Annotated in this window: 13 protein-coding genes and 4 pseudogenes; 10 read left to right on the top strand and 7 right to left on the bottom strand. The window is 40.2% G+C overall.

Annotation, left to right across the window (positions count from 1 at the left end; all coding sequences use genetic code 11):
* Positions 1–80 precede the first annotated feature (80 nt).
* Positions 81–884, top strand: a complete 804-nt coding sequence (suhB, locus tag BTN49_RS01990; RefSeq protein ID WP_097355796.1) for an inositol-1-monophosphatase — start codon at positions 81–83, stop codon at positions 882–884.
* Positions 885–982: 98 nt separating this feature from the next.
* On the opposite strand, the gene secF is transcribed toward suhB, so the two are convergent.
* The 7 genes and pseudogenes from secF to BTN49_RS21695 all read right to left on the bottom strand — a co-directional run.
* On the bottom strand, positions 983–1,933 hold the full coding sequence (gene secF / locus BTN49_RS01985) for a protein translocase subunit SecF (RefSeq protein ID WP_097355795.1): 951 nt from the start codon (positions 1,931–1,933) through the stop codon (positions 983–985).
* Between the two features lie 12 nt (positions 1,934–1,945).
* Positions 1,946–3,796, bottom strand: coding sequence for a protein translocase subunit SecD (gene secD, locus BTN49_RS01980; RefSeq protein ID WP_097355794.1), 1,851 nt, complete (start codon positions 3,794–3,796; stop codon positions 1,946–1,948).
* A 27-nt stretch (positions 3,797–3,823) separates the two neighbouring features.
* Positions 3,824–4,147, bottom strand: coding sequence for a preprotein translocase subunit YajC (gene yajC, locus BTN49_RS01975; RefSeq protein WP_097355793.1), 324 nt, complete (start codon positions 4,145–4,147; stop codon positions 3,824–3,826).
* A 122-nt stretch (positions 4,148–4,269) separates the two neighbouring features.
* Positions 4,270–5,373, bottom strand: a complete 1,104-nt coding sequence (tgt, locus tag BTN49_RS01970) for a tRNA guanosine(34) transglycosylase Tgt (RefSeq protein WP_097355792.1) — start codon at positions 5,371–5,373, stop codon at positions 4,270–4,272.
* A 166-nt stretch (positions 5,374–5,539) separates the two neighbouring features.
* Positions 5,540–6,592, bottom strand: a complete 1,053-nt coding sequence (queA, locus tag BTN49_RS01965; protein ID WP_097355791.1) for a tRNA preQ1(34) S-adenosylmethionine ribosyltransferase-isomerase QueA — start codon at positions 6,590–6,592, stop codon at positions 5,540–5,542.
* A gap of 302 nt (positions 6,593–6,894) precedes the next feature.
* A pseudogene (locus BTN49_RS01960) lies at positions 6,895–7,341 on the bottom strand (transposase); the annotation flags it as partial.
* 12 nt (positions 7,342–7,353) lie between these two features.
* Positions 7,354–7,545: pseudogene (locus BTN49_RS21695) on the bottom strand (transposase); the annotation flags it as partial.
* A 401-nt stretch (positions 7,546–7,946) separates the two neighbouring features.
* Here BTN49_RS21695 and BTN49_RS01955 point away from each other — a divergent pair.
* The 9 genes and pseudogenes from BTN49_RS01955 to BTN49_RS01925 all read left to right on the top strand — a co-directional run bounded on the left by BTN49_RS01955 (position 7,947) and on the right by BTN49_RS01925 (position 15,197).
* Complete coding sequence (locus BTN49_RS01955) at positions 7,947–8,459, top strand: transposase zinc-binding domain-containing protein (protein WP_097355790.1); 513 nt, start codon at positions 7,947–7,949, stop codon at positions 8,457–8,459.
* 251 nt (positions 8,460–8,710) lie between these two features.
* A pseudogene (locus tag BTN49_RS21690) lies at positions 8,711–9,578 on the top strand (IS982 family transposase).
* Positions 9,579–9,641: 63 nt separating this feature from the next.
* A pseudogene (locus tag BTN49_RS20010) lies at positions 9,642–9,794 on the top strand (transposase); the annotation flags it as partial.
* 50 nt (positions 9,795–9,844) lie between these two features.
* On the top strand, positions 9,845–9,994 hold the full coding sequence (locus tag BTN49_RS13720; RefSeq protein ID WP_158523567.1) for a hypothetical protein: 150 nt from the start codon (positions 9,845–9,847) through the stop codon (positions 9,992–9,994).
* A 286-nt stretch (positions 9,995–10,280) separates the two neighbouring features.
* Complete coding sequence (locus BTN49_RS20005; RefSeq protein WP_097356046.1) at positions 10,281–10,343, top strand: hypothetical protein; 63 nt, start codon at positions 10,281–10,283, stop codon at positions 10,341–10,343.
* A gap of 58 nt (positions 10,344–10,401) precedes the next feature.
* On the top strand, positions 10,402–10,521 hold the full coding sequence (locus tag BTN49_RS20000; protein WP_369073702.1) for a hypothetical protein: 120 nt from the start codon (positions 10,402–10,404) through the stop codon (positions 10,519–10,521).
* Between the two features lie 790 nt (positions 10,522–11,311).
* Entirely contained in the window at positions 11,312–11,434 is a 123-nt protein-coding gene (locus BTN49_RS01940) for an IS1 family transposase (protein WP_158523566.1), read from the top strand.
* 486 nt (positions 11,435–11,920) lie between these two features.
* On the top strand, positions 11,921–12,688 hold the full coding sequence (deoC, locus tag BTN49_RS01935) for a deoxyribose-phosphate aldolase (protein ID WP_097355788.1): 768 nt from the start codon (positions 11,921–11,923) through the stop codon (positions 12,686–12,688).
* 1,288 nt (positions 12,689–13,976) lie between these two features.
* Entirely contained in the window at positions 13,977–15,197 is a 1,221-nt protein-coding gene (locus BTN49_RS01925; protein ID WP_097356045.1) for a phosphopentomutase, read from the top strand.
* The last annotated feature ends 31 nt before the right edge of the window (positions 15,198–15,228 follow it).

The raw sequence follows: 15,228 nt of genomic DNA, 5'->3' as shown, positions 1-15,228 counted from the left end.
TAGCTACTTCTTTTTTCTTACGATTCTGATACACTCGGCAGGTGTTCTCCATTCTTTAGAACATCTGTTGGGAAATCTGTATGCATCCAATGCTTAACATAGCCGTGCGTGCCGCGCGAAAGGCAGGTGATTTTATTGCTAAATCTGCTGAAAACCTTAAGAAGGTAAATACCATTCAAAAAGGCACTAACGATTTCGTTACCAATATAGATACTGCTGCTGAGTGCATTATTGTTGATGTTATCAAAAAATCTTACCCTAATCACTGTATCTTCACCGAAGAGGTAGGTACTATTCTAGGCAGCAATCTCCATTACCAATGGATTATCGATCCACTGGATGGAACTACTAACTTTATTAAAGGAATTCCCCATTTTTCCATCTCTATTGCACTTCGTATTAAAGACCGCACCGAAGTTGCCTGTGTTTATGACCCAATACGCGACGAGCTATTTACCTCTCAACGCGGATATGGTGCACAGTTAAATAGCAAGCGTCTCCGTGTAAGCAATGCAAAGAACTTATATGGCACAATTTTAGCCACAGGTTTCCCGTATAAAGCGAAGCAGCATTCTGAAGGCTTTATGAAAGTTATAGGTGCTCTATTCATTGATTGTGCAGATTTCCGACGTACAGGGTCGGCAGCACTTGACCTTTGTTACGTAGCAGCAGCTCGTGTAGACGGCTTCTTTGAACTAGGTTTGAAACCTTGGGACATGGCTGCAGGTGAATTGATTGCACGTGAAGCAGGTGCTTTGTGTACTGATTTCTCTGGCGGTACTAATTATATGCAATCAGGCAACATTGTTGCTGCCGGCACGAAAGTGCTTAAAGGCATTTTAGCACACATTCACGACAACACGACTGAAGCAATGAGGAAGTAAGACACCTTAATTTTTCCTCTACTACCCTTCCGAAGAGATTGTCTTTTAAAGTTTGCATAGTAAAAAAGTCAAAAAAGTCATTTAGCTTCCATTCTTTGCTATGGTATTGAATCGAACTCCTCCCCCTCTTTCTCTACTGTAGGTGGTGGCAGAAGATGTTCACGTGTAACCCCAAGTTTAAGCGACAATGCAGAGGCAACATATATTGATGAGTACGTACCAATGGTAATACCTAGTAATAAGGCAATAGCGAAGCCATGGATCATCGCACCTCCCTGTAAAAACAGTGAGATCACTACGAATAATGTAGTACCAGACGTGATTAAGGTTCTGCTTAATGTTTGAGATACAGAAGCGTTAATAACTTCAATCGCATCACTTTTACGCATCTTTCGAAAATTTTCTCGAATACGATCAAATACCACGATAGTATCGTTAAGAGAATACCCAATCACCGTCAACAATGCCGCGATAATGGTCAAATCCACCTCAATCTGGAAGAACGAGAAAATACCTAACGTAATGATAATGTCGTGTACTAACGACAGAACGGCACCCACTGCCAAACGCCATTCGAAGCGAATAGATAGATACAACAAAATACACATCAGCGAGGCAATAATCGACAGTCCACCTGCTTCTGTCAACTCATCACCCACATTCGGACCAACGAACTCAATACGACGCATTTCAACCATTTGACCCGTATCCTTTTTAATTATATCAAGGATCTGGTGACCCAACAATTTCCTTTTCACATCGTCACGAATGCCCAAACGTACTAAAACCTCACGAGAAGTTCCAAACGTTTGAACCACAGCATCACCAAATCCTGCGGCTTCAAGAGACTCTCTGATAAATGGCAAGTTAGCTGGTTGTTCTAAACCGACTTCAATCAGTGTCCCTCCTGTAAAATCAAGCCCCCAGTTCAGCCATTTAGTTGCCAGACTAAATACAGATACCCCGATCATTAACAAGGAGAGAATGAAAGCGATCTTTGACCAACGCATGAAGTTGATTAACAGGTTTGCCTTTATAAATTGCAACATACTAATTGATCCCTAAATCGATAACTTATCAATACATTTACCTCCATACACTAAGTTGACCAGTGAACGTGTACCGATAATTGCAGTAAACATTGACGTCATAATACCGATAGAGAGTGTTACTGCAAAACCTTTCACTGCACCAGTACCCACAGCAAATAATATAACTGCAGTGATCAGCGTGGTAATGTTGGCATCCGCGATAGTCGTAAATGCATTAGCATAACCTTGGTGAATAGCTTGTTGAGGATTTCTGCCTTCCTGTAGTTTTTCACGTATGCGTTCAAATATCAGCACGTTTGCATCCACTGCCATACCAACGGTCAGAACGATACCAGCGATACCTGGAAGAGTCATAGTCACACCTGGGATCATCGACATGATACCTATAATAAGCACGAGATTGGCAAAGAGTGCACAGTTAGCAAATAAACCAAAACGACGATAGTAAATGAACATAAAGATCATTACCGCGGTCATACCAAAAAAACAGGCGCGAATACCCATATCAATATTCTGTTGACCCATGGACGGACCAATTGTGCGCTCTTCGATAATCGAAATCGGCGCGGTCAAGGTACCTGCCCGTAGCAGTAAAGCCAGATTGTACGCTTCAGCTTGCGTGTCCATCCCTGTAATGCGGAAATTACGACCTAGCGCCGTTTGAATGGTTGCTTGGTTAATCACTTCTTCATGCTTAGAAAGCATGATATTACCGTGTTTATCACGCTTTCCACTGTCTTTATATTCAGTGAACACTGTGGCCATCAGCTTACCAACATGATTTTTACTGAACGCTGCCATTTTTCTACCACCATCGCTATCTAGCGAGATCTTAACCTGAGGGCGATGATATTCATCAAAGCTTGCACTCGCATCAGTAATACTCGAACCGCCTAAAATGATATGTTTTTTCAGAATAACTGGTCGACCATCACGAGTTTGCTTCACTTCACTACCTAGAGGTATTCGGTCAATGGAAGTGGTAATTAACCTCGTACTAACGTCAACCTCCCGAAATTCTAGTGTGGCAGTCGCGCCTAGGATTTCCTTCGCACGTGCCGTATCTTGAACACCTGGCAGTTCGACCACAATTCTTCTTACACCCTGTCGTTGAACCAAAGGTTCTGCAACACCTAACTCGTTAACACGATTACGCAAGATAGTGATATTCTGGTCGACTGCATAATTACGAATTTCCTGAAGTCGCTCTTCAGTGAACCTGCCTGAAATAGAAAGATGTAGGTTATCGATGATAAACACCATATCAGTATGCAATATTGCTAGTTTACTTTCGGCTGCATCCATGTCTGCTCCATTATGGAACAGCACTTCAACATGCTCGTTTTTGTTGGCTTGAATACTACGGTAACGAATTTTCGCTTCCCGCAGCGCCGTACGAAAAGTTTCTACCTGTTGGCTTAGCAATTTTTCCATTGTCGCGTCCATGTCCACCTCCATCAAGAAATGTACACCACCACGCAAATCAAGACCGAGTTTCATTGGATGGGCATTAATGGCTTCTAGCCAGCTTGGCGTTGCAGGGGCAAGGTTAAATGCAACAATAACATCATCACCAAGCAAACTGCTTAATACATCACGTCCAGCAATTTGTATATCTGTATCAGAAAATCGCACCAATACTGTGCCCTTTTCTAAGGTAATAGATTTATAAGGAAGTTTCTCTTTTTCTAGGGTTGATTTAACGGTATCCAGAGTCAAAGAACTTACCGATGTACCACGAACTCCGATGATTTGAACTGATGGGTCTTCACCGTACATATTGGGAAGTGCATACAGGGCGCCGATGAATATCACCAGCGCGATCATGATATACTTCCACAAAGGATATCTATTTATCACTGTTAGTGATCCTTTACGGTAATGGATTTATAGTGACTTAATTGTACCTTTTGGCAAAACTGCCGTCACAAAATCCTTTTTAATAGTTACTTCGTTGTTGTCATTCAATGCAATAACAATGAAATCGTCCTTTTCAGAGATCTTGGTGATTTTTCCCACTAAACCGCCTCCTGTCAGTACTTCATCTCCTTTATCCATTAATACCATTAAATTCTTATGGTCTTTAACACGCTTTGCTTGTGGACGATAAATCATGAAGTAGAAAATTACAGCAAATAATCCCAGCATAATAAATAACTGCATACTATTTTGGGATGCGCCCTCTGCTGCATGGGCTTGTGAAATAAACATTTAGTCACGTCCTCGTATCAATCTGAATATTTTTAATTTATCCCACGTCTATCCGTCAGTTCTTTTTCAAGAGAAAATGTTGTGCCGAAAGTACGTAAAAACTTAGTCTTCTTTGACCTCTGTTACATATCACGGGATGCATAGAATTCTCTAATGAAATTATTTAATGTACCTTGATCAATGGCGTTACGTAAACTCTCCATTAGGCGCTGGTAATAACGTAGATTATGGATAGTGTTAAGACGGGCACCTAAGATTTCATTACAGCGGTCAAGGTGATGTAAATACGCCTTACTATAATTGTGGCAAGTGTAACAGTCACACTCTGGATCCAATGCAGATGTATCATTTTTATGCATTGCATTACGGATCTTGATCACACCTCCAGTAACAAATAGGTGTCCATTACGCGCATTCCGAGTTGGCATGACACAATCAAACATATCAATGCCACGACGAACACCTTCTACTAGGTCTTCTGGTTTGCCCACACCCATCAAGTAACGTGGTTTGTTTTCTGGAAGTTTGGAACAGACATGTTCCAAGATACAGTGCATATATTCTTTTGGTTCACCCACAGCCAGACCACCCACGGCATAACCATCGAATCCGATTTTACTCAACCCTTCAAACGACTCATCGCGTAGATCCTCATATACTGAACCCTGAATGATACCGAATAGTGCGTTATTGTTACCCATACTGTCAAAATGATCACGGCTACGCTGTGCCCAACGGAGGTTCATCTCGGTCGATTTTTTTGCTTCTTCATACGTCACTGGATATGGTGTGCATTCGTCGAAGACCATTACGATATCAGAACCCAAAGAGTATTGGATTTCCATAGATTTTTCGGCATCCATGAAGACTTTATTACCGTTTATAGGATTACGAAAATACACACCTTCCTCGGTAATCTTGCTAGTCTTACCTAGGCTGAACACTTGGAAACCACCTGAATCTGTCAAGATAGGGCCTTGCCAATTCATAAAGTCATGCAAATCGCCATGAGCACGTATCACTTCCTGACCAGGGCGTAGCCACAAGTGAAAGGTGTTGCCCAACAGAATTTGTGCACCTGTTTCTACCACTTCTTCTGGCGTCATACCCTTTACCGTACCGCAAGTGCCTACTGGCATGAACACAGGTGTTTCCACTGTACCACGTTCAAAAATAAGACGCCCTCGACGTGCATAACTTTCTTTTTTTATCAACCAAAATTCCACAACACCTCCGAAATTTCAGAAAAACAGTCTAGCGCTACTGCGCTATTTAGGTAGTCTCATTTATACATAGATAAAACTATCTGTCGGTTAGTAAAGAAGAACAGCCCCTTAAAAATAATATACCCATTAATATTCGAGCATTCTGTGGGGGTAATTGCAACGAGGTCTAAGGAGTTTTACGAGTAACAAACATCGCATCACCGTAGCTAAAGAATTGATATTTGTTTTCAATTGCTTGCTTATATGCATGCATGACTTGGTCATAACCTGCGAAAGAAGATACCAACATGATGAGAGTCGACTCTGGTAAGTGGAAGTTGGTGATTAATGCATCCACCAGTTGCCATTCATAACCTGGGTAGATAAAAATCTTGGTGTCACTTAGGTATGGTTTTACCTTTATTTTTCCATGAGGTGCACGGTACGCAGCACTTTCTAACGAACGCACAGATGTCGTACCTACAGCTACAACACGATTACCACGAAGTTTGGCTGCGTTTACCTCATCCACAACGTCTTGTAATACTTCCGCATATTCAGCATACATAACATGATCTTCTATCTTAGAAACACGTATAGGCTGAAATGTACCAGAACCAATGTGTAATGTAATAAATGAAATTTTGACTCCTTTGGCTTTCAACGTGACCAGCATATTTTCATCGAAGTGGAGACCCGCTGTTGGAGCAGCTGTAGCTCCTAGGATTTTGTTGTACACTGTTTGGTAGCGCTCTTTATCCGAATTCTCCTCTGGTCGATTGATATACGGCGGTAATGGCATATGGCCGATATGATTCAATATATCCAACACAGCTTGCTTACCTGTAAATCGGATCTCAAACAAGGCATCATGGCGTGCTACCATCTCTGCTTCATATTCATCGTTTTCACCAAGGAATAATTGTCCCCCTAGTTTAGGAGATTTTGAAGAGCGAACGTGTGCAATAATTGATTTATCATCCAGCATACGTTCCATCAGCACTTCAATCTTACCACCTGATGCTTTTCTACCTAACATGCGAGCAGGGACAACACGGGTGTTGTTAAATACCATCAGGTCACCAGGTTCAATCAGATCGACGATATCAGTGAATTGCTTGTGGTTCAACTCTCCCGTGTGTCCATTAAGCTGAAGCAGTCTACTTGCGGTGCGATCCGGTTTCGGATAACGAGCAATCAGCGAATCAGGGAGGTCGAAATGAAAATTAGATACTTGCATTAACAAATGCCTTCTTCTTTACAGAAGAGGTTAGTATAACCTGAGTGACGTATAAGAAACGAACTAAATGACCAAGTCCAGATTTGATTGTTTGAATAAAATCATTAGTCTCATAAGGACTTGGCATGAATAATTCTAATGCTATTTTTACCAATATTGATGATTATTGTTTCTTTCTATCAATCTAAGTTTCTAGATTTGAGAACGTATTATATGTAATTTGTTTTCCGTTAGCTGAAGGATAAAAGCGTTGTTAATTAAATACGTCCCATAATGCACTGAGCCAAATCTTTTTTACAGTTTTAATTTATCCGCAGGCGAACAGGCATATAAGGTCTTATAACTTTGTTCATTTCTTATTCATATTTACCAGTGCTTCATCAACCTGAGCATTGTAATTACGAAGACTGAGTTGAGGGCTGAGCAACTGTTTATAGTAAAACATTGCTGTCTCTGCTAATGAGCGTTTGTGATAACTCCTGTCCTCTTTCAACTCCTTTACCGCTTCATTCCTAGAATGCCCTTCCTCCCAGTACCATCTCGTTGCTTCGAGGTGGAATACTTGGCGTTATTCCCTTATTCTTCAGTATGTGGTGGCATGCTCTTATATCATAGGTTCCATCAACACTGATTTGCTGTATCTTGCATTGTAATTGGTTAAGCCATGTAGATAAAATCTCATTGTCACCCACAGAAAACAGGTTAACTTCTGCAACAATAACCTCATGAGTAGACACATTAACGGCGAGATGAAGTTTGCGCTAGATACGCTGGTTCTCCTGCCCATGTTGAATGCGTTTTCCATATACCTTTAGGCCTGTGGCGTCAATAACGACACGGGCGAAAGTTCCTAAACTCGGCAAACGGTACTTAACTCCTACGGTTTTCGAACGCTTATTAATGTAAGTGTATGTAGGGGATTTCAGCGGGACATCCATCAACATAAGAACTGAATTAAGAAAGCCCTATAATTCACGAAGTGGGAGCTTAAAAACACTTTTCATCATCAGTACTATTTTAATCACGGTATTTAAAAAGTGACTAAGCCTCGGTTTACTAATGCTGATTATATTGTTTCAAGCTGTTGATCGTGTGTTTAATATTTTCCTTTCCATTTCCCATCATCATTTCTTGCTTAATTTAATGATAATCTGATCGTAGGAATTGAGATTAGTTCAGATATTTTAGAAACAACGCCTCAGCTAAATACTGATGTTTTAATTGATGTAAAAAGCTCTGGTTCCCCTTTGTTATTTCACCTGGGAATTACCTCCTAGAAGCTATATGTGGTGGGGCTTAAGGCATGTCTATATCTATGATACCTTTAGCACAATTGAACAGATAAAAGGCATGAATGAATTTCAAAGGTATCAAATCGAAGTTGCTTCACTTTAAACGTATTATCACTATGAATTGGGCTATATTCGTATCCAATCATCCCCGCTATGACACCGATTGTTATCATTCAGAAATCACAAAAATGCTGAAGTGTGGAAGCTCAGAAAATGGCTTTGCCACTTACCAATGCTCCAATGTTTTTGTTACGGTAAAGGGCAACATAAAGTTAACTTTATGTTGTAAGGGAAAAGCTTGTCCGCAATGTGGAAAGTGTTATACACGGGAGAGTATGCTCAAAATAGGCGTCCGCTTGTTTCTTAGAGTGAGCTATCGGCAAGTTGTCTTAACACTGCCTGAGCAACTTCGTATTCCTTTCCATAATCACTCCAATCAGAAACATTTGTATTCAGGGTTTATGATTTTGACGGAAGCCTGCTTATCAGAGTTAATTCAGGCGCACTTTAAGACCGATGCGTGTGAAACTGCTGTTATTATTTTCATCCATACCCATTGCCGTAATGGCAACTAAAATCCATATTTACATGTGATACTGGCTGAAGGTGCATTCTTTCCTTCAAACTAGGATTGGAAAGGGTTTCGGCATTTATCGTTATCTCAGTTACGATTTTTTTGGCAAAAACACTCACTTAAGTTAATGGAGATTGAGTTTTCGGTGCGTCAATATGTGATTAACCTGAGCTGTGCATAAGAAATAAATTAAATACCAAAATCGCGATCTGATCGTTTGAAATAAACTATTGACCGCACAAGAACTTGTGCATGAATGACGTAGTCGCCGTTTTCGGCGACTTCTGCTAGACTTTCCTCCCTGCATGGGAAAAACATCTAATTTCTTCTGGTATCAAACAAAGAAACAAACCTTCTCGCCTCTCAGTTAGTGAAGTGATGACGATAGTGATAGCTTGCCATCAATCGGGGTATCGAGATTTCAAAACTTATTCATTCACTTTGTTTGTCGCTACCTCACCAACGAATTTCCTGAATTAGTTAACTACACGAGGATGCTCAAGTTCATGCAAGGTGTTTTGGTTCCTCTTTAGCTCTTCCCTCACTCATCGTCAGGGATTGCCTTCGTTGATCCGTCTACGCTACAGGTTTATCACAACCTACACCTTTTCAGATAGCAGGTTTTTAAAGGTACCGCGAAGCGAGGAAAAGGAACGATAGGGTGGTTTTACGGTTTGAAATTACACCTTATTATCAATGACTAACGTGGTATTATCTCAGTCAAAGTGACGACGGCTAACGTGAATAATAGAAATCCTGTATTGGAAATTGGTAACGAGCTTTGGGGATTTTTATACGGAAATAAAGGTTATATCTCTGGTCCATTAGAGCGGGAATTTACAGACAAGGGAGTGATACTGATAACGGGTGTGAAAAAGAATATGAAACCTAAAATGATGAAACTTTGGAATCGCTTGATGCTCCGGAAACGATTTATTATTGAACCCGTTTCTGACCAACTAAAAAACATATCCCAAATCGAGCATTTTGGCACCGTAGTTGTATCAGTTTTATGGGCAACTTGCTGACAGGGCTTATCGCATATTCATTTCAACCAAAGAAGTCGAGCATCAAGATGACTCGGTTTGATAAGCAAGCGCCTATGCAGATTTTGGGTTGAGTATAACCTGATGGTTTCTATGCCCATCTTGGCAATGGTTGTAAAAATAAAGTACCAAGCAAAAGCTACCGAGGGTTAATACGATACCTAACTAACTATTTGTTATCCCCGCCGATAGGCTTATCTAGGATAGTTGAGTATGACGGTCATCAAGTCAGGTATTACGATCAATCACATAAAACGAAGTTGAAAACGTATGAGACAGTGGATGTTTAGATATTTATTGGCAGGCAGTTTAACACATTCTTCCTAAAGGATTTCAACGAATGAGATATCATGATCTTCAAGCGACAGCGAGCTTTAAGAAGTGGCATGAAGTAATAGCGAGGGTAGCAAGAGACTTTGTGGATGCAAGGATGAGCTACACCAAACGTATCAGCTATCTTAGAGCTTTTCGAAGAGGTAGTAGGTCGTAATCCCTTAAAATGTGTGTTTTGTGGGAGAGGAATGGAATTGGTTAGGCTCTCCTACCCAAAGCATGGTGTATTCTTAGATTTATTTTCTTTCTTTAGTGGTTAATTGATATGGTTTTTGTTCTTACGCCGATTAACCATTAAGCAAATCTATTGGCATATCGTTTATTGATCCAATCACGTTATAGGTTTATCACAATTTATGTATTCCACGATCTCTTAGATTTGAAGGGGAACCTAAACAAGGTAAGGGAACTATGGGAGGTTTTATAACCCTAAACTTCACCTTATCATCAACGACCAAGGCGGTATCCTCTCGGTAAAGGTAACAACAGCTAATGTTGAGATATAAAACCTGTGCTTGATATAACCAATAATCTCAGGGGGTTACTCTATGGAGATAAGGGTATATATCTGACTCCCTTGAGGAGATCCTCGCTGAGGAAAGGGTTGGTTTTATCACGAATCCATGTAAGAACATGGAAGCAAAGGTGATAAAGCCTTGGGATCGTCTTATGTTGAGAGAATGATTTATTATCGAGATGATCTGTTATCAACTAAAAAACACATTGCAAATCAAGCATTCTCGACACCGTAATTATATCAGCTTTATGGTCAACTTGCTAGCAGGGCTCATCGCGTATTCATTTCAACCAAAGAAGCCGAACATTAGGATGGCTCGGCTTAATAAGCAAGCACTTATGCAGATCTGAGTTTATTCGAGAAAATGCTTGCTAAATTTATCGTGATTATACCTCAGGAAACTTAGATGGTATGAGGAATATGTTTAAATAGGTGGAGGACAGAGTTGACAAAAATAAGTGTTGTGATAAAGAAAAAGTGCTGCATGATGAACCCTGCATTTTAGAGCAAGTATTACTGGAAGGCTTTACCTCAGTGACGACAGAATGAATATTCATCTAGACGTCCTAACTGCAGTGACAATTTATTTACGCATGCGATACAAGAATCATGTCTATACGATGATGACATATAATGGTCGAGATCTTGCTCATTATTAAAGATGAAAGCAAAAGCTTTGGATGTTAAAACTTACTTTTCCTACCCTTACTCTTCTTGGTAACGCGGGATAAACTAAAATGTTAATTAGCTTTTGAGACAGTACGTAAAAATAAGAGACAGACCTAAAATAGTCACGTATGAAGATATTACTTTGCTCAAGCAAAGATCAATCTTCTTCCTCAGAAAATGTTTATGCAACCTGATCTTTTAAGGAATGGTATTAACAGCCTGATTTGAAAGTGTCGCACTTCAGACTTAAATTCAGGTGTAACCACATTCCATTTTGATGTGCAGGAAGTGGTGATTATCTGCGAAGTAGATGAACAATGGTCTTTCGTGGATAATAGAAACATCCACCGCTGGTTCTGGTATGCTTGGGAACCTCAATTGAAGAAAATTATTGTTTCCGCATTCGGTTGACGTGAAAGGAAATATTCAATTTTTTAAATCGCTTATCCATATTTAATATTGCATTCTAGTGCATGGTCGGTTCCAATGTGTACGATACTTCATTCCCGAAAATAAACAACATTGTTGGCAAGCTCTATACTCAAAGCCTTGATAGAAAAATTGCCTCTCCGTATACGCTTAAAACGACGAAATTGGGAAACGATTGGATACTCAAAAATTAATGTAAATGCACGATAAAGTAATCGCCATTATTCATTGTACGTGAATATTAACTTTACGTTGGATTCAACTTATTGAATACATGACCAGCAGGACGGTGGAATATCTACACTCATCATAAATAAAAATGTCGGTGTGTGGCAACAAGAAATGTTGTCGTGGAAACTTATAAGTTGAGAATCTTATAGGTACACTAGACTTAATTATAACCTAGTTTATTCTGGCATCTGCATTACATTTGTTATTTACTTGTGGGTATTTAGATCGAAGAAAATTATGAACGCTTTTCAAGCGGTAGCATTGCGTGTTCTGAAACTGATGGATCTGACCACGTTGAATGACGACGACACTACTGCGAAAGTTATCGCATTGTGTAAGAGAGCAAAAAGCCCTGTGGGTAACACTGCTGCTATTTGTATCTATCCGAATTTTATTCCTGTGGCGAAGAAACAACTTCGTAAACAAGGCACTCCTGAAATTAAAATTGCGACTGTCACTAATTTTCCTCACGGTAACGATGACATCGCCCTCGCGGTAGCAGAAACCAAAGCTGCTGTGGCATACGGTGCGGACGAAGTGGACGTTGTTTTCCCTTATCGCACGTTGATGGCTGGCAACGAAAAAAGAAGTGCTGAACTTGTAAAGCAATGTAAAATAGTGTGTATGGATCTTACCCTAAAAGTTATCCCAGAAACTGGAGAACTGAGGAAAGATGAACTGATCAAACGTGCATCGGAAATCGTTATCGAAGCAGGTGTAGATTTCATCAAAACTTCTACGGGGAAAGTGCCGGTAAATGCAACCCCAGAGTCAGCAGAAATTATTCTGGACATAATTAAAAACATGGGCGTGGCTGAGACGGTGGGTTTCAAACCTGCTGGGGGTGTTCGTACAACAGAAGATGCAGCAAGATACCTAGTAATGGCTGACCGTATTTTTGGTAGTCATTGGGCAGATAATGCACACTACCGCTTTGGTGCATCAAGCTTGCTAACAAGCCTTCTTCGCACTCTAGGTGAAGGCAGAAAAAGTACTAAAGGCTGATTATTAAACAGTACTTTCTTTTGGTGTTTAAAGCTTAACGTTTGGCTCCATTGATTTATCGTGAGGTCGTATATGTAGCTTCCCCAAAAAATTATTATAAGAAAACGTGACAAGATCGCGTAGAACTATGATAAAACTCACTATTTTATTCAAATGGTTAGCTATGATAGGTTCACTAAATAACAGGTCGATGCTTTTGCAAGTGCTCTACATTTTAATGATAGAAGCATGGATGAGCAAATCGCTATGAGCGGCTCTATAAATAGATAAACACAGTACTGGAGGTGTGGCGATGTAACCTATTTGAGGTTAGGCCAGATATTGGCAACATGTGGTGGCTATGTGATAATGATTTTAGTATGAGGTTTGGGTCATACCAGTGAAACGTTGGATAGGCTGGAGTCAATTCTAGGTTAAAGAATTATCCAAAGTAATGATGTCGTCAGTCAGGTAAATCTTGATGTTACTGTTATGATTGATAAAATCTCATTGAGCACTAAGTCTATCGTGTCCAAAGAATTGGCGGTAGACTTTAAATTACTTGTTATGGACATCAAAGTAGGTTCAAGGGGGTTAATGCCCACTTACTCACTGTCATAAGATTTATGAGGAATCGATTATCGAAGTTGCAAACGATGCAAATATCCATAGCAGTGCGTTAGCTAATCGACATAAATAAAATTAAGCATCGAATACAGGTTGTTTGTTAGAAGTGAAGAAAACGTCTATTTCCTGATGGGTGAATACCGAAACTCTCACTTATACGCTATGAGAATGGCACAATATTCCGACATGCTGATGATCAATGGCCTTGCTAAAGATAAAGTAACCACACTGCTGAAACTATAAAGCAATGCTAGAGGATGGTAAAATTGCTGAGTGCTTTAGTAAAATCTCCATAGGACTAGGTTGGTCGTGAAATTGTATAAATCATTACGGTAAATATCTGGCGACTGCAAATTTAATCAAACCTGTTTTTGCATTAATATCCTATTTTATTTTCTTCATGAATACCCTAACCATAGGTACGGTTATGTCGGCTCGAGTGGTGGATGCCATACTGACATTAACCCCTTTATTATCCAGTTGATTTTGGTAATGTGATCAGATTCGGAATACAGGTTAATAATTCAAAACCGTTAGTAATTGTTCATGAGAAGGAGGAAGATCAATGGTAACAGGCAGAAGAATAAATTCAGGTTGTGATGACTATCTTAGATAAAATGGCTCAGGTAATCCCAAATGTGTATTGTCAAATCGGCTTACAGGATGTTTAGTGGAGGCGACCCTGAAACGTGTAATTATTTTGGTTCTTGACTCCTTCGGAATTGGAGCTACGAGAGATGCTTATAAGTTTGGTGATCTGGGGGCAAATACATTGGGCTCTATCGCTAAGGCGTGTGCTGCTGGTGAGGCAGATAATGAGAACCGAAAAGGATTACTTAATCTACTTAACCTGAATAGTCTTGGTCTGGGGAAAGCTGGTGAAGCATCTTCTGGTTATTTCTCGGAAGGACTTGATGAAAACGCTGACATCATAGGCGCTTATGGCTATGCGGAGCAATTATCGTCTGGTAAGGATACCCTATCAGGTCACTGGGAGATGGTGGGTGTACCAGTGCTGTTTGATTGGGGTTACTTCATTGATCGTGAAAATAGTTTTCCACAAAAACTACTAGATCGCATTATTAAACGTGCGAATTTGCTGGGATATTTGGGTAACTGCCACGCATCAGGTACAGAAGTGCTGGATGCTCTGGGCGAGGATCACATGGAAACTGGCAAACCAATTCTTTATACATCGACAGATTCCGTTTTTCAAATTGCATGTCATGAAGGCACTTATGGGTTGGATAAGCTGATGGACTTGTGCCACATTGTCCGTGAAGAACTTGAAGATTATAACATTGGACGTGTTATAGCTCGTCCGTTTGTAGGGGAAAAAAGAGGTCAATTTAAGCGTACTGGTAATCGTCGAGACTTATCTGTTGAGCCACCGTCAATAACTGTACTGCAGAAGCTGGTTGAAGAAAAAAATGGTGAAGTTATCTCGATCGGAAAGATTGCGGACATTTATGCAAACTGTGGTATCACACAGAAAGTGAAAGTTACGGGTATTCCTGCACTGTTTTCAGCTACCAAGGATGCGATTAAATATGCAGGCAATAACAGTATTGTTTTCACTAACTTTGTTGACTTTGATTCTTCTTATGGCCATCGCCGAGATGTGGCAGGTTATGCAGCAGCCCTTGAATACTTTGATATTCGTTTGCCTGAGATCATAAATATGCTGGATGAAAACGATATTCTTATTCTCACTGCAGACCACGGTTGTGATCCAACTTGGTTTGGTTCGGATCATACACGTGAACACATTCCTATCCTAGTTTATGGTAAGAAAGTGCCAGCAGGTTCATTTGGGAGTCGAGAAACCTTTGCAGATATTGGACAAACGATTGCTCAGTACTTCGATACTACAGATATGGAATATGGTAAATCATTTCTATAAACCAACATTTCGATCAAAAAGGAAACAGAAA

Origin of the sequence: Candidatus Enterovibrio escicola (assembly GCF_002464935.1) — a bacterium.
Classification (GTDB): Bacteria; Pseudomonadota; Gammaproteobacteria; order Enterobacterales; family Vibrionaceae; genus Enterovibrio; species Enterovibrio escicola.
The sequence above is the reverse complement of the archived record's forward strand: the minus strand, read 5'-3'. Positions and strand labels throughout refer to the sequence as shown.

Bases quoted from the DNA above. Each gene is read 5' to 3' on its own strand.
- suhB (WP_097355796.1), top strand. From the start codon at position 81: ATGCATCCAATGCTTAACATAGCCGTGCGTGCCGCGCGAAAGGCAGGT.
- yajC (WP_097355793.1), bottom strand. From the start codon at position 4,147: ATGTTTATTTCACAAGCCCATGCAGCAGAGGGCGCATCCCAAAATAGT.
- deoC (WP_097355788.1), top strand. From the start codon at position 11,921: ATGAACGCTTTTCAAGCGGTAGCATTGCGTGTTCTGAAACTGATGGAT.
- queA (WP_097355791.1), bottom strand. From the start codon at position 6,592: ATGCAAGTATCTAATTTTCATTTCGACCTCCCTGATTCGCTGATTGCT.
- BTN49_RS13720 (WP_158523567.1), top strand. From the start codon at position 9,845: ATGAGATATCATGATCTTCAAGCGACAGCGAGCTTTAAGAAGTGGCAT.
- secF (WP_097355795.1), bottom strand. From the start codon at position 1,933: ATGTTGCAATTTATAAAGGCAAACCTGTTAATCAACTTCATGCGTTGG.
- BTN49_RS01955 (WP_097355790.1), top strand. From the start codon at position 7,947: ATGAATTTCAAAGGTATCAAATCGAAGTTGCTTCACTTTAAACGTATT.